Source organism: Flavobacterium sp. AK-345, assembly GCF_058310175.1.
The window spans coordinates 40,882-62,179 of sequence record NZ_JBZEER010000016.1 but is presented as its reverse complement, the minus strand read 5'-3'; the positions used below and the strand labels follow the sequence as shown (position 1 = coordinate 62,179).

21 protein-coding genes are annotated in these 21,298 nt (G+C 33.3%); 16 read left to right on the top strand and 5 right to left on the bottom strand.

The genetic code is table 11. The annotated features are described in order from the left end of the window. The first annotated feature begins 93 nt into the window (after positions 1-93). From AC4FQ3_RS20920 to AC4FQ3_RS20890, 7 genes are all read left to right on the top strand, one after another. Entirely contained in the window at positions 94-957 is an 864-nt protein-coding gene (locus AC4FQ3_RS20920) for a mechanosensitive ion channel family protein (protein WP_491183151.1), read from the top strand. Positions 958-960: 3 nt separating this feature from the next. After that, entirely contained in the window at positions 961-1,803 is an 843-nt protein-coding gene (locus AC4FQ3_RS20915; protein ID WP_491183150.1) for a maleylpyruvate isomerase N-terminal domain-containing protein, read from the top strand. Positions 1,804-2,077: 274 nt separating this feature from the next. Continuing rightward, positions 2,078-3,070, top strand: a complete 993-nt coding sequence (locus AC4FQ3_RS20910) for an alpha/beta fold hydrolase (protein ID WP_491183149.1) — start codon at positions 2,078-2,080, stop codon at positions 3,068-3,070. Between the two features lie 138 nt (positions 3,071-3,208). Continuing rightward, positions 3,209-3,598 carry a DUF1398 domain-containing protein gene (locus tag AC4FQ3_RS20905; protein WP_042564287.1) on the top strand — a complete coding sequence of 130 codons (390 nt, stop codon included), beginning with the start codon at positions 3,209-3,211 and terminating at the stop codon, positions 3,596-3,598. A 54-nt stretch (positions 3,599-3,652) separates the two neighbouring features. After that, complete coding sequence (locus AC4FQ3_RS20900; RefSeq protein WP_491183148.1) at positions 3,653-4,504, top strand: sulfurtransferase; 852 nt, start codon at positions 3,653-3,655, stop codon at positions 4,502-4,504. A 130-nt stretch (positions 4,505-4,634) separates the two neighbouring features. After that, positions 4,635-5,876: an ABC transporter ATP-binding protein gene (locus tag AC4FQ3_RS20895; protein ID WP_491183147.1), complete on the top strand. Its 1,242-nt coding sequence runs from the start codon at positions 4,635-4,637 to the stop codon at positions 5,874-5,876. A gap of 10 nt (positions 5,877-5,886) precedes the next feature. Next, positions 5,887-6,498: a hypothetical protein gene (locus AC4FQ3_RS20890; protein WP_491183146.1), complete on the top strand. Its 612-nt coding sequence runs from the start codon at positions 5,887-5,889 to the stop codon at positions 6,496-6,498. A 180-nt stretch (positions 6,499-6,678) separates the two neighbouring features. On the opposite strand, the gene AC4FQ3_RS20885 is transcribed toward AC4FQ3_RS20890, so the two are convergent. Next, entirely contained in the window at positions 6,679-7,722 is a 1,044-nt protein-coding gene (locus AC4FQ3_RS20885; RefSeq protein WP_491183145.1) for an RluA family pseudouridine synthase, read from the bottom strand. Next, on the bottom strand, positions 7,712-8,332 hold the full coding sequence (locus tag AC4FQ3_RS20880) for a PASTA domain-containing protein (RefSeq protein ID WP_042564283.1): 621 nt from the start codon (positions 8,330-8,332) through the stop codon (positions 7,712-7,714). The genes AC4FQ3_RS20885 and AC4FQ3_RS20880 overlap by 11 nt, the downstream gene beginning before the upstream one ends. A gap of 370 nt (positions 8,333-8,702) precedes the next feature. On the opposite strand from AC4FQ3_RS20880, the gene AC4FQ3_RS20875 reads away from it, so the two are divergent. The 4 genes from AC4FQ3_RS20875 to AC4FQ3_RS20860 all read left to right on the top strand — a co-directional run bounded on the left by AC4FQ3_RS20875 (position 8,703) and on the right by AC4FQ3_RS20860 (position 11,903). Next, the gene (locus AC4FQ3_RS20875; protein ID WP_491183144.1) at positions 8,703-9,674 is read left to right on the top strand and encodes a D-alanine--D-alanine ligase; all 972 of its coding nucleotides are present in this window, start codon (positions 8,703-8,705) and stop codon (positions 9,672-9,674) included. A gap of 122 nt (positions 9,675-9,796) precedes the next feature. Next, a complete protein-coding gene (locus AC4FQ3_RS20870) occupies positions 9,797-10,489 on the top strand; it encodes a DUF421 domain-containing protein (RefSeq protein WP_491183143.1) in 693 nt (230 codons plus the stop codon). Positions 10,490-10,601: 112 nt separating this feature from the next. Next, positions 10,602-11,060, top strand: coding sequence for a pantetheine-phosphate adenylyltransferase (coaD, locus tag AC4FQ3_RS20865; protein ID WP_491183142.1), 459 nt, complete (start codon positions 10,602-10,604; stop codon positions 11,058-11,060). Between the two features lie 264 nt (positions 11,061-11,324). Then, positions 11,325-11,903 carry a PhnA domain-containing protein gene (locus tag AC4FQ3_RS20860; RefSeq protein ID WP_042564279.1) on the top strand — a complete coding sequence of 193 codons (579 nt, stop codon included), beginning with the start codon at positions 11,325-11,327 and terminating at the stop codon, positions 11,901-11,903. A gap of 149 nt (positions 11,904-12,052) precedes the next feature. Here AC4FQ3_RS20860 and AC4FQ3_RS20855 read toward each other — a convergent pair whose 3' ends face one another. Both AC4FQ3_RS20855 and AC4FQ3_RS20850 read right to left on the bottom strand, forming a co-directional pair. Then, positions 12,053-12,499, bottom strand: a complete 447-nt coding sequence (locus tag AC4FQ3_RS20855; RefSeq protein ID WP_042564278.1) for a hypothetical protein — start codon at positions 12,497-12,499, stop codon at positions 12,053-12,055. 222 nt (positions 12,500-12,721) lie between these two features. Beyond that, positions 12,722-14,071 carry a DEAD/DEAH box helicase gene (locus AC4FQ3_RS20850; RefSeq protein ID WP_042564277.1) on the bottom strand — a complete coding sequence of 450 codons (1,350 nt, stop codon included), beginning with the start codon at positions 14,069-14,071 and terminating at the stop codon, positions 12,722-12,724. Between the two features lie 512 nt (positions 14,072-14,583). Here AC4FQ3_RS20850 and AC4FQ3_RS20845 point away from each other — a divergent pair. From AC4FQ3_RS20845 to AC4FQ3_RS20835, 3 genes are all read left to right on the top strand, one after another. Beyond that, positions 14,584-16,311 carry a M14 family metallopeptidase gene (locus AC4FQ3_RS20845; protein WP_491183141.1) on the top strand — a complete coding sequence of 576 codons (1,728 nt, stop codon included), beginning with the start codon at positions 14,584-14,586 and terminating at the stop codon, positions 16,309-16,311. Positions 16,312-16,497: 186 nt separating this feature from the next. After that, the gene (locus tag AC4FQ3_RS20840; protein WP_491183140.1) at positions 16,498-17,100 is read left to right on the top strand and encodes a hypothetical protein; all 603 of its coding nucleotides are present in this window, start codon (positions 16,498-16,500) and stop codon (positions 17,098-17,100) included. Between the two features lie 239 nt (positions 17,101-17,339). Continuing rightward, the gene (locus tag AC4FQ3_RS20835; protein WP_491183139.1) at positions 17,340-18,752 is read left to right on the top strand and encodes a KAP family P-loop NTPase fold protein; all 1,413 of its coding nucleotides are present in this window, start codon (positions 17,340-17,342) and stop codon (positions 18,750-18,752) included. Positions 18,753-19,201: 449 nt separating this feature from the next. On the opposite strand, the gene AC4FQ3_RS20830 is transcribed toward AC4FQ3_RS20835, so the two are convergent. After that, positions 19,202-19,804, bottom strand: coding sequence for an NUDIX hydrolase (locus tag AC4FQ3_RS20830; protein ID WP_463461563.1), 603 nt, complete (start codon positions 19,802-19,804; stop codon positions 19,202-19,204). A gap of 7 nt (positions 19,805-19,811) precedes the next feature. Here AC4FQ3_RS20830 and pyrE point away from each other — a divergent pair, with 7 nt between their 5' ends. Together pyrE and AC4FQ3_RS20820 are read left to right on the top strand one after the other, a co-directional pair. Beyond that, on the top strand, positions 19,812-20,462 hold the full coding sequence (gene pyrE / locus AC4FQ3_RS20825) for an orotate phosphoribosyltransferase (protein WP_491183138.1): 651 nt from the start codon (positions 19,812-19,814) through the stop codon (positions 20,460-20,462). 237 nt (positions 20,463-20,699) lie between these two features. Next, positions 20,700-21,092 carry an SRPBCC family protein gene (locus tag AC4FQ3_RS20820; RefSeq protein ID WP_115845136.1) on the top strand — a complete coding sequence of 131 codons (393 nt, stop codon included), beginning with the start codon at positions 20,700-20,702 and terminating at the stop codon, positions 21,090-21,092. Positions 21,093-21,298 lie beyond the last annotated feature (206 nt).

The following is a 21,298-nucleotide window of genomic DNA, read 5'->3' as shown; positions in this document are numbered from 1 at the left end:
TGCAATACTTTACACAACAATTACGCTAATAGCTGGAAAACTTCGTAAATTAGCTTTTCTAACTTTTTAGAATTTTAACAAAACTTAAAGCGCATGATCGATTTTACAAAAGACTTTAGAATTGGCTTTTTCATTGCGATAATAGCTCTTACAACCATTGTTTTGGGCGCAGTAACAGATAAAGTACTTCGCTATTTTTTGTATCGAAAACAAAGCAATAAAGAATATGATGCCACTGGTTTTAAGTTTTTAAAACACTTAATTATTACCGTAATTTATATTCTGGGATTTGCTTTTGCTTTAATTCAAATTCCTGAATTTAAAATCATTGGGCATTCTTTTCTGGCCGGAGCGGGAATGATTTCCTTAGTCGCCGGTCTTGCTTCTCAACAAGCTTTAAGCAATATTGTAAGCGGCATTTTTCTGGTGATTTTTAAACCTTTCCGAATCAACGATAAAATCACCATCAACAATTTTGTGGGTACGGTTGAAGATATAAACCTGAGACAAGTTGTTTTAAAAGATGCCGAAAACAACCGGATCATTATTCCCAATTCCGTCATTAGCAATCAGATTATTGTAAACACGAATATGCACGATACTAAATGCTGTAAAATCATAGAAATTGGTATTGGTTACGAATCAGATATTGACAAAGCATTGGAAATCATGAAAGATGAAATTGCAAAACATCCTCTTTTTATCGATACCAGAACAGCCGAAAACAAGAAACAAAAAACACCTTTGGTTGTAGCGCGCGTTGTCGCTCTAGCAGATTCGAGCGTAACCTTAAAAGCATGGGCATGGGCCAAAAATTCTACAGATGGTTTTGTGATGTATTGCGATTTATTGCAAAGTATTAAAAAACGTTTTGATGAATCTGATATTAATATTCCGTATCCGCAACAAGTTGTAACACTTAAAAATAACGACATAAAAACATCAAAAGCGAATTAGTTTATGAAATCTTCTGAAATTGTTCCGATAAAAACCTTACCTCTTTTTTCTATTCTTGATGATTTGTTAATTCAACTTTTAAAATCATTAACCGAAGATGAATGGAATGCCAGAACTGTTGCAAAAAAATGGATAGTAAAAGATATTGCTTCACATTTACTTGACGGAAACCTGAGAGGTTTATCTTTTTCAAGAGATCATTATTTTGGAGAAAAGCCTGAAAATATTAATTCATACAGTGATCTGGTCGACTTTTTAAATCAGCTCAATATGACCTGGACAAACGCTACAAAACGACTTAGTCCGAATGTTATAATTGAATTATTAGAAAGTACCGGGAAACAATATTCGGCTCATTTAAAAACATTAGATCCTTTTGACGATGCCATCTTTTCAGTCGATTGGGCTGGCGAAGAAACTTCATTAAACTGGTTTCATATTGCCCGGGAATACACCGAAAAATTTCTGCATCAACAACAAATTCGAAATGCTGTTGGCAAACAGGCACTTTTTACCAAAGAATTATTCTATCCGTTTATCAGCACTTTCATGTATGCTTTGCCTCACACTTATCGAGATGTTTCGGCACAAAAAGACACAATTGTAACCTTGATTGTAAAGACTGAAATTGGAGGTGAATGGAGTATTATTAAAAAAGAAAAACAATGGGAATTTATTGAATCCTTTGAAGAAAAGCCAACTGCCATTATTAAAATAAATCCTGACGATGCCTGGCTTTTATTCTCAAAAGGAATAACGCCGGATGATGCAAAACAAAAAGTAGAAATTATTGGTGATCAAAAATTAGGCGAAGTTGCCTTAAACATTATTGCCGTTATGGCATAGCGTCTGGATATAAAGCATAAAAAGCAAACACAAATTGCACGAATTGTCACTAATTTTAGTTTGTGAAATTAATTTCACAAACTAAGCTAACTATTAGAATTTGTGCAAATTCGTGCAATTTGTGTTTAAAATTGATTTATAATATTTGTGTCCAGACGGTCGGTTATGGCATAATGCAAAATTGTTATTTTCTGATAACTTTAAGATTTTAAGTTTTGCTTTTAAAATGGTAAACTTTAATTTTATAGTTAATGCAAACCAACACTAAACTGAAATGAAAAATCTGAAATTTATAATTCTTCTCCTTCCCTTTCTTTGTTTTTCGCAGAAAGAAAATATAAAAGCACTTGACATTAATTTAACCAATTATGAATATCCTTTTCCTGTTCAGTTTTTAGAATTGAGCAATCAGCGCCAGCTTTTAAAAATGGCGTATATGGATATTAAACCCGATAATTACAACAACAAAAATATCGTTTTGCTACACGGAAAAAATTTCAATGGAGCTTATTGGGAAACAACGATAAAAGCCCTGACAAAAGAAGGTTTTCGTGTTATTGTTCCCGATCAGATTGGTTTTGGAAAATCGACAAAACCAGAAACTTATCAGTATAGTTTTCAGCAATTTGCCCAAAACACCAAGAAATTATTAGATCATTTGGGAATTGAAAAAATAACAATTCTAGGGCATTCGATGGGCGGAATGCTAGCCACAAGATTTACTTTGATGTATCCTGAAACAGCTGAAAAATTAGTATTGGAAAACCCAATTGGTTTAGAAGACTGGAAACTCGTTGTTCCTTATCAAACCATAGATTCTTGGTACGAAAGCGAATTAAAACAAAATTACGAAGCTATCAAAAAATACCAAATGGCGAATTATTATGACGGAAAATGGAATGCAGATTTCCAGAAATGGGCAGAACTTAGCGCGGGCTGGACATCGGCACCAAATTACGACCGGGTGGCGTGGAATTCGGCATTGATGTACGATATGATTTTTACACAGCCTGTTGTGTACGAATTCAAAAACATCAAAAGTCCTACTTTATTAATCATCGGAACAAGAGATAAAACCGCAATCGGAAAACAATTTGTATCTGAAGAAGTTAGAAAAACAATGGGGAATTATGCCGAATTAGGTAAAAAAACACAAAAGACAATCCCGAATTCAAAATTAATAGAAGTTCCAAATACAGGGCATTTACCACATATTGAATCTTTCGATCAATTTATAAAACCATTAATTGTATTTTTGAAACAATAATTTTATTTTTTTTCGCCACGAATTCACGAATTATTTTTAATTAATTTATGAATAAAATTCGTGAATTGCTTCGCCTGTTCGCTATCGCTCGGGTCGTGGCAGAAAAACTACACTTACTAATCTAAAAACTAAAATATCATGTTTACAATCGAACAAATAAAAGAAGCGCATGCCAAAGTAAAAAGCGGAGCCGATTTTCCAAACTATATACAAGACTTAATTATTTTAGGTGTTTTAGGCTACGATACATTCGTAAATGATGGTCATGTTGAATATTACGGCGTTAACAATTACAATGTTAGTGCAGACGAAAAATATCCTGAAATTAAAGTTGAAGCTGTTGCTAATAAAGAACGTTTTATCGAATTTTTGGTAATGCACCAGAACGGTCAAACAGATTATCTTACTTTTTGTAATCACGCAGCACAATGCGGAATCGCAAAATGGAGAGTGGATATTATCGCCATGACCTGTACTTATTTTGATAAGGCTGAATATGAAATATTGATCGAAAAAATCCCTGATTAATAAAAAACATCGGTAATTTTTATTTGAGCAATACCAAAAACAAACCCATACCAAATGAAACTTTCTCCTATCATAAATCCCGAAGAACTTTTAAATCTAAAAGATTCATCCGAAGTTGTTTTAATTGATGCACGAGCCGGCGCAAATGCCGAAGAAAATTATAGAACCGAACATTTAAAAAGTGCTCGCTATATCGATTTGAATAAAGATTTGGCTGCTGTAGAAAAAAATCCTGCAAATGGCGGAAGGCATCCTTTGCCATCATTAGAAAAATTTGCAGAAGTACTTTCACAACTCGGAATTTCACCTCAAAGCCACATTATTATTTATGATGACAAAAACGGATCGAATGCCGCAGCCAGATTTTGGTGGATGCTAAAATCAATTAAGCATGAAAAAGTTCAGGTTTTGAATGGAGGTTTCCAGTCTGCAATAAAAATTGGTTTTGAGACAAGTTCTGAAATTGAAAATTTTGAACCAACTGAAAAATATCCTGTGACAAAATGGAATTTGGCAGTTGCCGATATTGAAGACGTCGAAAAAGCCCGAAATAATAGTCAAAATATCGTAATTGACGTAAGAGATAAAAATCGTTTTGATGGCTTAACAGAACCATTAGATTTAATCGCCGGACATATTCCGGGCGCAATTAATGTTCCGTTTAGTGAAAATTTAAACGAAGATGGTTTTTACAAATCACCTGAAGTTTTAGCTGAAAAATATACTGAAATTTTAGGCGATATAAAACCAGAAAATGTAATCGTACATTGTGGTTCAGGTGTTACTGCCTGCCATACTTTATTAGCAATGGATTATGCGGGAATTGAAATTCCAAAACTTTATGTGGGATCATGGAGCGAATGGTCGAGAAACGATCGCGACATGTTTACACAAGAAACAAAATAAACTAAAAAACATTTAAAGCGTAGATAATCTTTAAAATTTATTTGCCACAAATTAAAAGATTAATCATTCTAATCTGTGAAATCTGTGGCAAAAATATAATTATCTATGTCGACATAAATAAATATTTAAAATGCAGCATTGGGATATACTTTTATCAAATCTGGTAAATAAAAAAGCCTTTATAGAAACAATACTTTCAGGCGAAGTAAAAGGAGAATTAGCCGTTTTTAACAATCAAAAAGGAATTTTGTTTTCTGATATTGCGATTGAAAAATTCATCGAAAAAGAATACCAATACGATTCTGTTGAAGCTTCTCCGGAATCACACAGGCAATTACGCACTTTTTCTTCTGGAGAGCGTAAGAAAGAGTTTTTAAAATACTGTATCAATCAAAAACCTGATTTCATTATTTTCGACAATCCTTTTGATCATTTAGATCAGGCTTCGCGAGTAATTTTGGCAGAATCGTTAAAAGATTTATCCAATATTATTGCTATTATTCAAATTGTAAATCGTGTTACAGACGTATTAAATTTTGTTCCGAATAAAGCCCAGATCAAGGACAATACATTTGAACTACATCCCATTTCAAAAACCGAAAGCCACTTTAAAACCTTAAATACAGCTGCAATTCCAAAAGCCACAGAAACGCATTCCTTCCACGAAAGTGTATTAATAAAACTAGAAAATGTTTCTGTAAGTTATGACGAACGAAAAATCGTCGACAACATTTCCTGGACCATAAAACAAGGCGAATTCTGGCAATTAATTGGTCCGAACGGTTCCGGAAAAAGCACCATTTTATCTTTAATAACGGGCGATAATCCAAAAGGTTTTGGCCAGGATTTATTTTTATTTGGAAGAAAAAAAGGAAGCGGTGAAAGCGTTTGGGATATCAAAAAGCAAATTGGGATTTTCGCCACTTCAATGACGGATTTGTTTCAAAAAAGTCACACTTTAGAAGAAATGATTCTCTCCGGATTTTTCGATTCTATCGGACTTTACATTGAACCAACCACGCATCAAAAACAAATTGTTTCGCAATGGCTTGAAGTAATTGAAATGACACATTTAAGAAAAAAACGTTTCATCGATCTTTCCATCGGGCAGCAAAGAGTTGCGTTAATTGTTCGTGCCGTTTTAAAACATCCGCCATTATTAATTCTCGACGAACCTGTAGAAGGTCTGGACGATGAAAATGTAGATTTAGTAATTCAGCTTATCAACACTATAAAACAAGAAACAAACGTGAGTATTTTATACGTTTCACATCGTATAGAACAAGGCCTCGCTCCTACTTCTGTTTTTGAACTTATTCCTACTCCGACAGGATCAATCGGAAAAATAAAATACCATTCAGAATTGAATTAAAAACACATAAATGAATTTTAAATACCTCTTATTAATAACAATAGCATTATTAATTTCTTCATGTGCAAGCACAATTTCAACCGCAGAAAAACAATATAAAATAACAAATACCTCAAAACTTAAATCAGAATGGAATTTTAATTCCAAAGAATGGATTCTTGCAAGTGATACTTTAACAGGATCCGGAGGACCAATGCATTGGGGCGTTATAGAGTCTAAAAAACAACTTCCGGAAAACTATGAAATCAATTTTAAAGTAAACATGACAAAAGAATCTTTATTTGAAGTCATGCTAAACATCGATAAAGGAAATTACATCAGAACTTATCTTTATAAAATTGATCAAAATATCGTAATTAGAAAAGGCACTTACAAAAAAGGAAGTGATGAATATAATAAACGAGGCGGACCAACTTTATTTAAAAAAGTATTAAAATTAGAAAATAACAAATGGTACGCTGTAAAAATAAGAGTGGTAAATAATCAATTATTCTATTCCGTTGATAACGAAACTATATTAGAATGTTCACTCGAAAAAAGCAATTTGAGCCAAAAAGGAAAGGTGGGATTTATAACAAACGGAGAAGCCAAAATAGTTGATTTGACAATTAAAACTTTATGATTTTTACCATTAAGATATTAAGGTGATTAAGCATGCTGCACTTAATTTTCTCTTTTAAGAGTAAGAAAATGAAGCCTTTTAAACTTAACTAACTTAATATCTTAATGGTAAAAAATAAGTTCAAAAAAAAAGCTCCACAAGGAGCTTTTTTAGTATATAACAAATTGACAAATTATCTAATTAATTCTCTTCATCTTCAATATTATGCGACTTTCCGTAGTTGCGCCATTTCTCAATACAATCCTGAAAATCCTGAGGTAATTCAGTATCAAAACGCATCATTTCGCCTGTATTTGGATGTACAAAACCAAGCGTTTTAGCATGCAAAGCCTGACGTGGCAACGCTTTAAAACAATTTTCAATAAACTGTTTGTATTTTGTAAACGTAGTTCCTTTTAAAATCAAATGTCCTCCGTAACGCTCGTCATTAAATAACGGATGCCCAATATGTTTCATATGCGCACGAATTTGGTGCGTTCTTCCGGTTTCTAACCTGCAAGAAATCAAAGTTACATAACCAAAGCGTTCTATAACCTTATAATGCGTAATTGCAGGTTTACCAATTTCAGGATCAGCAAAAACAGCCATTTGCATGCGGTCTTTTAAATGTCTGGCAAGGTTTCCTTCAATCGTTCCTTCCTCTTCGGCAACATTTCCCCAAACAAGGGCAATATATTCACGTTCAGAAGTTTTAGCTTCAAACTGCTTTGCTAAATGCGTCATTGCGGCTTCCGTTTTGGCAACCACCAAAAGTCCGGATGTATCCTTATCAATTCTATGAACCAATCCCGGGCGTTCGCTGCTATTCATTGGCAAATTATCAAAATGATGCGCCAAAGCATTAACCAAAGTTCCCGTATAATTTCCGTGACCCGGATGCACAACCATTCCCGGTTCTTTATTAATCAGCAAAAGAGCATCGTCTTCATAAACAATATTCAACGGAAGATCTTCCGGCAGAATATGGTTTTCAAACGGCGGATGCGATAACATAACTGTCACGACATCAAAAGGTTTAACCTTATAATTTGACTTTACCGGAATATCATTTACAAAAATGTTTCCTTCAGTTGCGGCGTTCTGAATTTTATTTCGGGTCGCATTCTGAATCAAATTCATTAAATATTTGTCAATACGCAAAAGCGCCTGACCTTTAGGTACCTCAAATCTAAAATGTTCGAATAATTCGTCTTCCAGATCTAAATTTTCAATATTATTGTTCATCTTGTGGGGTTTCTGCAGGCACTGCTGTACTATCTGTCGCCTGACTTTCATCTACATAAGTCGCTTTTCCGTCTCCTAAAACCAAATCAATTTTAGAAGCTTTCAATACACGATCTCCAACTTTTAAGTTTCTTCCTTTATAACGCATCTCCAAAACCATATCTTTTCCTAAGTTCGGAATATAAGTAATCGTTCCCTCTTCAAGCCCTAAAGCTTTCAAAGTAGGAACCGCTTCACGATACGTTTTTTCGATTAAATCCGGAATTCTAACAGAAGAAAAACCGGAAGCATTGATTTTAATATATATTTTTCGACCTACTTTTACTTTCGTTCCCGGCAACGGATCTTGCTCAACAACACTGTATTTAGGAAATCCGCTTCGGTAATCAACACTATCCAAAAGCACATAATCAAGGTCTAATTCATCCAATTTTGATTCTACTTGCTCCTCCGTCAATTTAGACAAATTCGGAACCGTAATTTCATGTCCGTGATCAGTTGTAAAAGTCAGCCAATGCATAAACAAATAGCCTAAAACGGCAATAATTGCAGCCGCACCCAATACTTGTAAAAAAAACACACGGCTAGTTAAATACTTACGTAAACTCATAAATTTATTTTTAGTTGTCGCAAAGATAAAGCTATTTCGTTTCAAAAAAAATGATAATTTTGTTTTAAGTAATATTAATAATACTAGTAATACTATATTACCAATATTAAAAAAATTGGAATTTGGAATTTCATATGTCACTCTGAGCGGAGTCGAAGAGTTAGGAGCTGTTTCCTGCTGTCCGCTGTATCTTTTCCTGGCTAAAGAAGCCAGAAAAAGGATGCCGCTCCCATCAGGGCTAGGGCTTTAGGTTTCATAAGACGTTTTCTTTTTAAGAGAAACGAACAAAACAAATTCGAGAAAATTAGTGCAATTCGTGGCAAAAAAACAAATACACAGTTAAACAAATAAACGATTAAACATCAAATCAATGAAAAACATAGCCATTATAATGGGCGGATATTCAAGCGAATATAAAATCTCACTTATCTCAGGAAACGTAGTACACCAATATCTTGACAAAACAAAATACAACGGATTCCGTATTCATATTTTTAAAGAAAAATGGGTTTATGTAGACGAAAACGATGCTGAATTTCCAATCGACAGAAATGATTTCTCTGTTACCGTAGACGGAAAAAAAATCACTTTTGACTGTGTTTTCAATGCCATCCACGGAACTCCGGGCGAAGACGGATTAATGCAGGCGTATTTTGAATTATTGGGAATTCCACAATCATCATGCGATTATTACCAATCGGCGCTTACATTCAACAAACGTGATTTACTATCGGTTTTAAAACCATACGGAATCAAAACGGCAATTTCTTATTACCTAAATAAAGGTGACGTTATCAATACTGACGAAATCGTTAAAAAAGTAGGTTTACCATGTTTCGTAAAACCAAACAAAGCCGGTTCAAGTTTCGGAATCTCAAAAGTAAAAACCGCTGCCGAATTGCCAATTGCAATTGAAGTGGCTTATAAAGAAGACAACGAAATCATCATAGAAAGTTTCCTTGACGGAACAGAAGTTTCCGTAGGCGTAATCAATTACAAAGGAGAAATTAAAGTTTTACCAATCACAGAAATCGTTTCAGACAATGATTTCTTTGATTACGAAGCAAAATATGAAGGAAAATCACAAGAAATCACTCCAGCAAGAATTTCAGACGAACTAACACAAAAAGTGGGTGAAACTGCCAAACGTGCTTACGAAGTTTTAAAAATGAAAGGATTCTCAAGAAGCGAATTCATTATTGTAGACAACGAACCTTATATGCTTGAAATGAACACAATTCCGGGTTTAACAACCGAAAGTTTGATTCCGCAACAAGCCAAAGCAGCCGGAATTTCTCTTGAAGATTTGTTCACCAATGCAATTGAGTTAGCGCTTGCTTAAAAGATGCTAAGATACTAAGGTGCTAAGATTCTAAGATTTTAGCACCTTTGTTTTTTAAAACTTTGCTTTCTACACAAAAAACTTAGTAACTTAGAATCTCAGAACCTTAGCATCTTAAAAAAATGAAAGAAATCTTTGAATGGAATAGACTTTTTTTTAACAAGCTTCCCGAAATTTTTATTTTGGAAGTAATATTTCGTTCAACTGTAATGTTTACTATTTTACTGCTTACGCTAAAATTAGCAGGTAAAAGAGGTGTAAAACAATTATCTATTTTCGAAACTGTAATTATTATCGCACTTGGATCGGCAGCCGGCGACCCAATGTTTTATGAAGATGTCGGAATTGTACCCGCAGCAATTGTTTTCTTGACAATCATTATTTTATACCGTGCCGTAACCTGGCTTACCGGAAAAAGTAAAAAATTTGAAGAATTTATAGAAGGAAAAACCGAATGTTTAATCCAGGACGGAAAATTTTCTATATCGAGTTTCAAAAAAGAAACTTTGGCACAGGATGAATTTTTCTCAGAACTTCGTATACGATCCATCGAACATTTAGGCCAGGTAAAACATGCTTTTATAGAAACCAGCGGAGAAGTAAGTGTATTTTTTTATGAAGATAAAGATGTACAATTTGGCTTGCCAATTTTGCCAGCTGCATTCAATAAAAAAAGCAAAATTATTGCAACCGATGGTATTCATGCCTGCACTTTTTGTGGCCATACCGAAGAACAAAAACCCGGAACTTCCGCATGCAAAGTCTGCAAAAAAGAGGAATGGGTTCCTGCGATAAAAACACTCAGAATAACTTAGAATAAATTCCAAAATTCAAATTCCAAATTCCAACAACAAAGCTTCAAAGCATTTTAATTTTATTTAATCATCTTTGAGCCTTTGCAACTTTGAACCTCTGAACCTTAAAAAAATGAGAAAAGCCATATTCCCCGGATCATTTGATCCCATTACACTTGGTCATGAAGATATTATCAAACGAGGGATTTCCCTTTTTGATGAAATCGTAATCGCAATTGGTGTTAATGCCGAAAAAAAATACATGTTTTCACTCGAAGAAAGAAAGCGTTTTATAGAAGAAACCTTCAAAGACGAGCCTAAAATTTCGGTTATCACTTATGAAGGTTTAACGATTGATTTAGCCAAAAAACTAAAAGCCAATTTCATATTAAGAGGTTTACGCAACCCTGCCGATTTCGAATTCGAAAAAGCCATTGCACACACCAACAGAAAACTTTCTAAAATAGAAACTGTCTTTTTATTAACCGCTGCAAGTACTTCATTTATAAGCTCCAGTATTGTTCGTGATGTATTACGAAATGGCGGTGAATATGAAATGCTGGTTCCGGATGCTGTTAGGGTGAAGAAATAGCCAATCTAAACGCATAAATTATACGATCCGTTCCTACCTCAAATACGATTTGACTTATTATCCAACAGAATAAATTCCGTCGCTACAAAATGTTCCGAGCCTCGGGCTCTCTATTCAATAAGTTCCGGAGGAACGATTTATTTTGTAGCGACGGATTTTAATCCGTCATGAGCGAAAGCATTTTTTTTTAATCCAATCCCAAAACATAAACTTGCAAGCGAAAGCAATTATAAGTAATTTCGCATTTTTAAACAAACAGAAATAATGAGCATCGAAAGAGAATTAAACAAACGCAGCGGATCTAAATGTGAACTTTGTGGAGCAGAAGAAAACCTAAAAGTATATCAGGTATTACCAACTCAAAAAGGCGGTCTTGATGAAAGTATCCTTGCGTGTACTACTTGTATTGACCAAATTGAAAACCCTGATAATGTAGATTTAAATCACTGGAGATGTCTTAACGACAGTATGTGGAATGAAAACGTTGCTGTACAGGTTGTTGCCTGGAGAATGTTAAGCCGTATGCGCGCTGCAGGATGGCCACAGGAATTATTGGACATGATGTATTTAGACGAAGATACTCTTGCATGGGCACAAGCAACCGGAGAAGGCGAAGATGATGAAAACAAACTGGTTCACCGCGATAGTAATGGTGTAATTTTAGAACACGGAGATTCTGTCGTTTTAATTAAAGATCTTAAAGTAAAAGGATCAAGCATGGTGGCCAAACAAGGAACTGCTGTACGTAACATTCGTCTGGATCACGAAAACGCTGAATATATTGAAGGAAAAGTTGATGGACAACAGATTGTAATTATAACACAGTACGTGAAGAAGATATAGTTTTTTTTGAGGTTCAAAGGCTCAGAGTTGCAAAGGAACAAAGTTTTTTGTTTCTAAGATTCTAAGGTTTAGAACATGAAACATGAAACTAAACAAAAAAGGCTATTCAAAATCTGAATAGCCTTTTTTAGTTTTATACTTGAAGTAAATTATTTTTGGAATAATTTATTAATCTGATCTTTTACGAATGGCTCAGAAACACTGCTTGTTGCAGAAGTAGCTTCTTTGCTTGAAACCATAAACTGAACTGTAGCTTTCTCAGGAAGAACACTTCCTGTGTAGTGCAACCAGATATAGTTATTAGGTAATTCTAATTTAATATCATACAAAGGGCTTGCAGTAAAGCCTCCCATGATAATACTATAAAGGCTATTGTAATCGTTGTTTACATTTTTAAATGAAAACTTTCTCATTGGTGAAGAATCATCATCGTTTTGAATACTTGTGTAATAAACAGTATATTCATCTCCAATTTTTTGAATATAGTTGTTATTTACTTTTCCTAATTTTTCAACAGGAACAGTCTCAAGAACCTTAATCTGTGCAAACGAAACAACACTAAAGAACAAAGTGGCAAGGGTAATAATCTTTTTCATAACGGAATTTGGGGTTAATTTGTACTACTATAATAAACGCCGAAATTATGAAAAATTACTTCTAAAAACACTCTTTTATTAACATTAAATTGTGATTTTTGTTTAAATTTATTTCAACTTAAGGCAAAAATATTGCAACTTTTTAATTATCAATAAATTATACGCAAAATTTTAACTCTAAAGCGTGTGCCTTTAATTAAAAAATCTGATTGTTTTTAAAATTTAACGCTCTTCTTCTTTCTTCACAACTTTGCGGGCAACTTCAATTTTGAACTTTTTCCCTTTCATTTTCTCGTCTTTTACGTTTTTAAGCAAGTCTTTTACTTTATTGTATTTTACAGCTGCAAACGAAATAAAATCTTTAACTTCGATCAAACCCAAATCGCCTTTTTCGAGTTTTCCTTTTTGAGAAAAGAAACCAACAATATCAATTTTATTCAGTTTTGTTTTCTTTCCGCCACTAATATAAATGGTTTGGTATTCAGGTGGTTTTGGCAAAGTAGTTGCGTTTTCTACATTCAAAACATCCATTCCGTAATCAATATAATCTAATTGTTTTTCACTTTCGTGGATGATGATATACGCCGTTCCAGAAGCCTGCATACGTGCTGTACGACCGTTACGATGTGTAAATTCATCTTCTTTTAAAGGCAAATGATAATGAATTACGTGTTTCATTTCCGGAATATCCAGTCCACGTGCCGCTAAATCTGTTGTAATTAAGTAACTCATACTTCCATTTCTAAACTGAATCAAAGCACGTTCCCGTTCTTCCTGATCCATTCCGCCGTGATAATAAGTAGAATAAATTCCTTTTTCGTTTAAGGTATCACTAATACGTTCTGCGGCGTCGCGATGGTTGCAAAATATAATAGCCGATTCTGATTTCAGCGAACAAAGTAAATTGAATAAACTTCCTAATTTATCTTTGGCTGGCGAAACCACCATTTTCATCGAAAGATTTGCTTTTTCTTCTTCCTCAGGAATAAAATCTAAAACCGTTGGATTGATAACTCGCGTATATCTCGGAATCTCAATATCTGAAGTTGCCGAAACCAAAACACGTTTGTTCAGTTTTGTCAATTTCCCAATAATATAAGACATTTGCTCATGAAAACCCAATTGCAATGATTTGTCAAATTCGTCCAGAATTAAAGTCTGAATTTTATCTGTTCTAAAAGTATCTCTGTCGATATGATCTGCAATTCTGCCTGGAGTTCCAATTAAAACCGCAGGTGGATTGCTTAAATTTTTGATTTCTGTATCAATTGAATGTCCGCCGTAGCAGATATTTACTTTGTATTGCGTTCCCATTTTTTTCCAAACCTGCTCGATTTGCAAACCTAATTCGCGTGAAGGCACTAAAATTAAACACTGAACCGAAAGAATTTCGGGTTGCAATAATTCTAAAACCGGAAGCAAAAAAGCCAATGTTTTTCCTGATCCTGTTGGTGAAAGCAGTAAAACATTATTATCGTTCAAAATTGCATCCTGAGCAACTTCTTGCATTTCGTTCAGGCTTTCAATGCCTAAATTCGAAAGTATATTATTGGAATGGTGATTTTTATTCATTTTGCAAAAGTAGTTAAAAAAAGTTGTTTCAGGTTTTTGTTTGTTTCAGGTTTGATATACTGTGCGTTTTTTTACCGCAGAGTTTAAAAAGGTTTTTCGCAAAGTTCACAAAGCTGTACGTATGCAATCTTAGCGAAGGCAAAGTTCGCAAAGTTATATTTACAAAGCTTTGCGATCTCTGTGTTTGTCAACACAATCTATTATAAAAAACTTAGCGAACTCTGCGGTAAAAAAACGCACAGCATGTCAAACTTTAAACCTGAAACAAATTTTACCGCAGAGTTTGCAAAAGTTTTTCGCAAAGTTCACAAAGTTGGGCGTATACAATCTTGGCGAAGGCGAAGTTCACAAAGCTATATTTACAAAGCTTTGCGAACTTTACCTTTTATAAAAGCTTTATAGTAAAAAAAACTTTGCGTCCTTTGCGGTAAAAATGCCAAAGTTGCTCTACTCCTACTTCAACCTGAAACAAATAAAACTTTATATTTGACTTTTCTATTAAAACCAAAACCATGAAACTTTTTACCATTATCATTTCACTTTTCACAATAATTATTTCCGCTCAAAACAATAAAAAATACGATATTTTTTTTGAGAAAGGAAACGGAAATCAATCCGCTTCTTATCCCGAAACTATAGCCTATTTCAAACTTTTGGCTAATGATTTTCCAACGATTCAAATGAAAGAAATGGGATTAACAGATTCTGGTGAGCCTTTGCATATGGTAGTTTATAATCCTGAAAAAGAATTTGATTTTGAAAAAATCCAGAAAAACAAAGCGGTGCTTTTTATCAATAACGGAATCCATGCCGGAGAACCTGACGGAATTGACGCTACAATGCAATTTTATAGAGATTTAGCAACCGGAAAGGTAAAAGCTCCAAAGAACACAGTTTTAGTTTGTATCCCTGTTTATAATATTGGCGGTGCTTTAAACAGAAATTCAACTACAAGAGCGAATCAGGACGGACCGGAAATTTATGGTTTTAGAGGAAATGCCAGAAACTATGATTTGAATCGAGATTTAATGAAATCTGATACTCGAAACACAAAAAGTTTTGTCGAGATTTTCCAGAAAATAAATGCCGATGTTTTTATCGATAATCACGTAAGTAATGGTTCTGATTATCAATATAAACTAACGTATATTATGACACAGCACAATAAGTTAGGAACCCTTTTGGGCGATTTTATGAATAACGAAATGATGCCGGCTTTGGTAAAAGATTTACAGCAAAAGAAAATCGAAACAACTCCTTATGTAGATTCTTTTAAAGATACACCAGACAAAGGTTTCGGTCAGTTTGTTGATAGTCCGCGTTATACAACGGGTTATACTTCGCTGTTTAATACAATTGGTTTTGTGGTGGAAACACATATGCTAAAAAAATATGCCGAACGTGTAAAAATGACGTACGAATACATGAAATCTACAATGGATTTTACCGATGCCAATTATCAGAAGATAAAAGAGCTTCGAGTGAAAAATCTCGAACAATATCAGCCAAAAAAATCATATACCTTACAATGGGAACTGGACAGCACAAAAGCAACGACTTTTTCGTTTTTAGGGTATGAAGCGGGTTACAAAAAAAGCGATGCCACAACCGGAAATCGTTTGTATTACGACCGAAACAAACCGTATAAAAAAGATGTTCCGTATATCAAAGAATTCAAATCGGTAAAAGATGTTGTTGTACCTTCTGCTTATATCATTCCGAGAGGTTATTGGAATATTATTGACCTTTTAAAGAACAATAATATCTCGTTTAAACAATTTAAAAACGATACGATTATAGAGGTTGAAAGTTATAGAATTGCCGATTTTAAAACGTCTACAAATGCTTATGAAGGACATTATATTCATAAAAATACAAAGGTTACTTCTAAAATTACAAAAATGACTTTTGCAAAAGGCGATTATCTGGTTCCAACAAATCAAAAAGGTGTAAAATATTTAGTTGAAGCTTTTGAACCTGAAGGTGTTGATTCTTTCTTTAATTGGAATTTCTTCGATGCCATTTTACAGCAAAAAGAACATTATTCTGAATATATTTTTGAAGATACGGCAGCGAAATTATTAAAGAATAATCCGCAATTGAAAGCTGAATTGGAAACCAAAAAACAATCTGACGGAGAGTTTGCTAAAAATCCTGAAGCACAGTTGGACTGGATTTATAAACACTCTGTTTATTATGAAAAGGCGCATTTGCAATATCCTGTTTATCGATTGCTTTAATTTTTTACCGCAAAGTTCGCTAAGGTTTTTGTTTTAGCTTGAAATGCTTTGTGTAAAGGTTAAGATCGCAAAGCTGTGCGTGAAGATCTTTGTCAAAGTTTTGAACTTGACAAAGATTAGATAATTATATTAAACATTTGAAAAGTAAAAACTGCAAAATCTAAGGCAATAAAAATTACATAAAACATGAAAAATATCTTTCTAACTCTTTTATTATTACTATTTTCACATTTATCATCTGGACAAAAATTAATCTCGGGCGAATATGATTCAGGAATGAAGCTTTCGTATGATACATCTTCGAATATTCTGACTGGTTATTTTGAAAGTTATACCGGTTTGGATGAAGAAACACAAAACCCTAAGTTTTCCTGTATTTTTTATATTGAAGGAAAAGTTACGGGAAAGAAATTCTCGATTAAAACGTATTATCCGGAAGACAAGAAAGATGATGTTATTTCTGGTACCATTGAAATAATAAACAATAAAACCATAAAAATCAAACTTCCCGAAGAACATGGAGGTTGCTGGAATGTACAGCATTTTGCAGATAAACCTGAAGAATTCACTTTAGATAAAAAAACAAATTGGAAACAAATTAGATATATCGATAAACCAAAATCTTTCTTTTATAAAGATCAATCAAATACGAATCAAACAAAAATATATTTAGTAAAAGGAGATGTTGTTTGTATTGAGAAAATAGAAAACGGAAAAGCATTTTGTACTTATTTCGGGAAAAAAATAACAAAAGGATGGATCAATATTAGTGATTTAAATAAGCTATAATATAATTCGTCAGTACTTAGAAGTCTAAGTAATCGCTGTGCGAAGTCTCCCGACTTCGTATCCATTCCTATATTCCTTTCTTTTTTTGATTCTCTTTGTAGATTATTTGATAGAAGCTTTACATATAGAACTTTGTCAAAATTTAGGCTTAAGTCTAATAAAATTTAATTGATTATGGATTTCCGTAATATTACCTTACCAATAGTCTTTATCTTTATTTAAAATTAAACAAGTAAAACATGAATATTAAACATTCAGAAATAACGATTGATCCAGAAAATCCTTTTGAAAATTGTAAGTTGGATCGAAAAAAATATTCACAAGTTTTAACTGGTCTTATTAATTCATATTCTGAAGGCTTTGTTCTTGCCATAAATAATAAATGGGGTACTGGAAAAACTACATTTATAAAAATGTGGAAGCAAGACTTAATAAATAATGGATATAAAACTGTTTATTTCAATGCGTGGGAAAATGATTTTGAAAACAATCCACTTGTAGCAATTATGGGTGAATTAAAAATATTAACTAAAAAATCAGCAGACCCTGAATTTAAAAGTATTTTAAAAAAAGCATCAATCTTATCCAAACATTTAGTTCCGATTGTTGCCCAATCTATTGTCGATAGATATATTGATACCAAGGAAATAAAAGATGCTATCGTAGATCTCTCAAAAGGTGCCTCTGATTTATTTGAAAATGATGTCAATGAATATTCAGCCAAAAAGAAAGGTATTAAAGAATTTAGAACAGGTTTATCGCATTTCATTGCTAATAACAATGATGGAAAACCATTAATATTTATCATTGATGAATTAGATCGATGTAGACCAAATTATGCAGTTTCAATTTTAGAACAAATAAAACATTTCTTTTCTATTCCTGATATAATATTTGTACTATCCATTGATAAAGAACAACTTGGAAATGCAATTTGTGGCGTTTATGGAAGTGATAAGATTGATTCAAACGAATACTTAAGACGCTTTATAGACATCGAATATTCTATTCCAGAACCAGAAAATAATGTTTTTCATAAATACTTATATTCGTATTTTGGATTTGATGATTTTTTAGAAAAAAGCTCAAGAAAACAATATAGAGAATTAGCCTCCGATAAAAGATCTTTTTTAGAAATTTCTAATATTTTATTTTCAAATAACTCCATCACACTTCGCCAACAAGAAAAAATATTTTCTCATTCTCGTTTGGCAATGAGGTCATTTGGCGATAACATGTATTTGGTTCCAGAAATTTTTCTTTTTCTCATATACACTAAAGTAATTAATGAGAATTATTACAATAAAATTAAATCTAAAACCTTATCGGTTCCCGAACTACAAGAAGAATTTTATAAAATAATAAAAAATAAAATAAATGAAGATACACAAAGATTACTAATGTGGCTTGAAGCATATCTAGTATTATTTTACACTAATTATATTCATCAAGATTATAGAAGAAATAAAATATTCGAGCGTGATGCTACATTAAACAAAAATAAATTACTAGTTCATTCAATAATAAATAAATCTGCTGATGATGAATTTCTAAGTATTTTTGAAAATATTGATAACTCAAGAAATTCTGGAAATTTAGATATTAGCCATTTTACAAATAGAATAGATTTAACAGAATCGATAATAAACTAACACTTCTGAAAGCCCACAACGAAAGAAAATATAAAAAATAAATAAAGTTTGTGCCTTACTTTGCGGGTACGGATTGCAAATCCGCGCTATCGTAGTTCTCTTTGTAGATTATTGGAGCGGGTACGAAGTCGGGAGACTTCGCACAGCAATCAGCAAAATGAACATTTGGGAGAGCTTGTCAGAAACTTGAAATAAAGATTATTCTTAAAGTGTAGCTTTCGCATGAGGGATAGAAGCAAGCTACCGAAGTAGCGCGGATAGCCCGACAGCAATTAAAAAAAGGCCTAATGAACGCAAAGTTGATTAGGCCTTTTTTTAATTGGTGGCATGCCCAAATTATTTAAATCTCAATTTTTTATCCCGAAGCTTCGGGACCAAATTCCAATTCCAAATCTGAAACTTAATTACGGTCTATATTGGAATTTGGAATTTAAAAATTTTGGAATTTATTACTGCAATTGATTCTCTTCTTCAAAAAGTAACTTGATGTTTTCGTAAGAGTTTTTTAGGGCTTCTTTGATTTGTTCGGGATTTAGCCAGGCTACTTTTTCGATGCCTTCGTTTTCCTGACCAACCGGAGTTCCTTCAAAATCAGATTGCATTTCGAACCAATGTGTGATTTTGAGTTTGTATTTTCCGTTGCGTTTGAAAACGTGATAGGTTTTTTCGAGTTTATTTGTGATTGTGAGTTTGCCTACGCCGGTTTCTTCTTCGACTTCGCGCATGGCGGTGTCTTCAATTTCTTCACCTTTTTCGATTCCGCCCTTCGGTAAATCCCATTTTCCGTTTCTGAAAATGAATAAAACTTCGCCTTTTTTGTTGTAAACTAATCCCCCGCCGGCTTTATTTACGGGAATTTTAGCTTTTAAGGTCTTCATGATTTCCTTTTCGTCAGGATAATACAAATAAGCCTTTTGAATTTTATTTTGAAACATTTTCACTATAAGATGCTCAATATCAATACTCTCTAACAAGAACAATTGAAAATCGGTCTCTTTTGAGATTTCATTTGTCAAAAAAAGTGGTTTGTCGTTCACAAAAACTTTATACATTTGTACTATGATTTTTAATAAAGATACTGCCGAAAAAACAGCCGAATTACTTTTGCAAATAAATGCAATTAAATTGAATCCAGAAAATCCTTTTACATGGGCTTCTGGATGGAAATCTCCTATTTATTGTGATAATAGGTTAATTCTTTCATTTCCGGCTATAAGAAATTACGTTCGCGACGAGTTTGCGAAGAATATTGAGAAACAATTTGGGAAACCAGATGTAATTGCCGGAGTTGCCACCGGAGCTATTGGAATTGGAATACTTGTTGCTGAAAGCCTTGGATTGCCGTTCGTATATGTGCGCCCGGAAGCGAAAAAACACGGAAGACAAAATCAGGTTGAAGGATTTTTGCAAAAAGGTCAGAACGTGGTTGTCGTTGAAGATTTAATTAGTACCGGAAACAGCAGTTTAATGGCTGTAGAAGCTTTACGCAACGAAGGTGCTAACATTAAAGGTATGGCGGCAATTTTTACATACGGTTTTGGCGTTGCTGAAGAGAACTTCAAAAATGCAAATATCGATTTGTTTACGTTAAGCAATTACGAAAATTTATTAGACTTAGCCGTTCAAAAACAATACATTACCGAAGATCAACAGTCGACTTTACAGGAATGGAGTGAAGAGCCATCGACGTGGATGCAGGAGGAGAAATAATTTTAGATTGTTGATTTTAGATTTTAGATTGATGCAAGATGCAAGATTTTAGATGCAAGATTTTTGAATTTGGTCTCGAGACTTCGGGATAAAAATTGGAATTTATTAAATCCAGCTTTGCGAACTTTTGTACATAAAGATTTACAATCAAAATCAAAAAACCTTGCGCTCTTTGCGGTTAAATAATTTTAGATTGTAGATTTACTTTTGATTTAACAAAAAATAAAAAAATAAAATATGAACTTAGAAAGTCCAAAGGTTACTGTTCAGAAATCAGCTCAGGATTTATTTGATTTATTGACTGATGTAAAGAATTTCGAAAAATTAATGCCGGATAATATTGCTAAATTTGAAGTAATTGGCGAAGATGCTTTTATTTTTGGACTGAAAGGTATGCCGGAAATAAAATTAAAAATGAAGGAAAAAGTAGCGCCAAACAAAATTGTTTTGGGTGCTGCAAGTGATAAACTTCCGTTTACTTTGGTTTCGAATATCGAAAGTGTTTCTGATGCATCAAGCGCTGTTCAATTGCAATTTGAGGGTGAATTTAACCCAATGATGGCCATGATGATTAAAGGACCAATTAGCAAATTCATTGAAACTTTGGCAACTAATATGACCAAACTTTAATGGTGAATTGTTAATTGTAAATTATAAATTTTGAAAAGTCTGATCTTAATGATTGGGCTTTTTTTATGCTACAGATTGAAGGGTTTTAAAGATTTTTTCATGCAGATTTTGCAGATTAAGCAGATTTTTATCTCGCGCAAAGACGCAAAGTCGCAAAGTTTCTATTTGACAATCCTAAATTATATATATAAAAAACTTAGCATCTT

What these genes read in the sequence shown, in the direction of transcription:
- AC4FQ3_RS20870 (WP_491183143.1), top strand. Translation starts at nt 9,797, where the DNA reads ATGAAAGAAATCTTTGAATGGAATAGACTTTTTTTTAACAAGCTTCCC.
- coaD (WP_491183142.1), top strand. Translation starts at nt 10,602, where the DNA reads ATGAGAAAAGCCATATTCCCCGGATCATTTGATCCCATTACACTTGGT.
- AC4FQ3_RS20900 (WP_491183148.1), top strand. Translation starts at nt 3,653, where the DNA reads ATGAAACTTTCTCCTATCATAAATCCCGAAGAACTTTTAAATCTAAAA.
- AC4FQ3_RS20840 (WP_491183140.1), top strand. Translation starts at nt 16,498, where the DNA reads ATGAAAAATATCTTTCTAACTCTTTTATTATTACTATTTTCACATTTA.
- AC4FQ3_RS20845 (WP_491183141.1), top strand. Translation starts at nt 14,584, where the DNA reads ATGAAACTTTTTACCATTATCATTTCACTTTTCACAATAATTATTTCC.
- AC4FQ3_RS20850 (WP_042564277.1), bottom strand. Translation starts at nt 14,071, where the DNA reads ATGAATAAAAATCACCATTCCAATAATATACTTTCGAATTTAGGCATT.
- AC4FQ3_RS20875 (WP_491183144.1), top strand. Translation starts at nt 8,703, where the DNA reads ATGAAAAACATAGCCATTATAATGGGCGGATATTCAAGCGAATATAAA.
- AC4FQ3_RS20885 (WP_491183145.1), bottom strand. Translation starts at nt 7,722, where the DNA reads ATGAACAATAATATTGAAAATTTAGATCTGGAAGACGAATTATTCGAA.
- AC4FQ3_RS20820 (WP_115845136.1), top strand. Translation starts at nt 20,700, where the DNA reads ATGAACTTAGAAAGTCCAAAGGTTACTGTTCAGAAATCAGCTCAGGAT.
- AC4FQ3_RS20915 (WP_491183150.1), top strand. Translation starts at nt 961, where the DNA reads ATGAAATCTTCTGAAATTGTTCCGATAAAAACCTTACCTCTTTTTTCT.
- AC4FQ3_RS20880 (WP_042564283.1), bottom strand. Translation starts at nt 8,332, where the DNA reads ATGAGTTTACGTAAGTATTTAACTAGCCGTGTGTTTTTTTTACAAGTA.
- AC4FQ3_RS20855 (WP_042564278.1), bottom strand. Translation starts at nt 12,499, where the DNA reads ATGAAAAAGATTATTACCCTTGCCACTTTGTTCTTTAGTGTTGTTTCG.
- AC4FQ3_RS20895 (WP_491183147.1), top strand. Translation starts at nt 4,635, where the DNA reads ATGCAGCATTGGGATATACTTTTATCAAATCTGGTAAATAAAAAAGCC.
- AC4FQ3_RS20920 (WP_491183151.1), top strand. Translation starts at nt 94, where the DNA reads ATGATCGATTTTACAAAAGACTTTAGAATTGGCTTTTTCATTGCGATA.
- pyrE (WP_491183138.1), top strand. Translation starts at nt 19,812, where the DNA reads ATGATTTTTAATAAAGATACTGCCGAAAAAACAGCCGAATTACTTTTG.
- AC4FQ3_RS20830 (WP_463461563.1), bottom strand. Translation starts at nt 19,804, where the DNA reads ATGTATAAAGTTTTTGTGAACGACAAACCACTTTTTTTGACAAATGAA.
- AC4FQ3_RS20910 (WP_491183149.1), top strand. Translation starts at nt 2,078, where the DNA reads ATGAAAAATCTGAAATTTATAATTCTTCTCCTTCCCTTTCTTTGTTTT.
- AC4FQ3_RS20835 (WP_491183139.1), top strand. Translation starts at nt 17,340, where the DNA reads ATGAATATTAAACATTCAGAAATAACGATTGATCCAGAAAATCCTTTT.
- AC4FQ3_RS20890 (WP_491183146.1), top strand. Translation starts at nt 5,887, where the DNA reads ATGAATTTTAAATACCTCTTATTAATAACAATAGCATTATTAATTTCT.
- AC4FQ3_RS20905 (WP_042564287.1), top strand. Translation starts at nt 3,209, where the DNA reads ATGTTTACAATCGAACAAATAAAAGAAGCGCATGCCAAAGTAAAAAGC.
- AC4FQ3_RS20860 (WP_042564279.1), top strand. Translation starts at nt 11,325, where the DNA reads ATGAGCATCGAAAGAGAATTAAACAAACGCAGCGGATCTAAATGTGAA.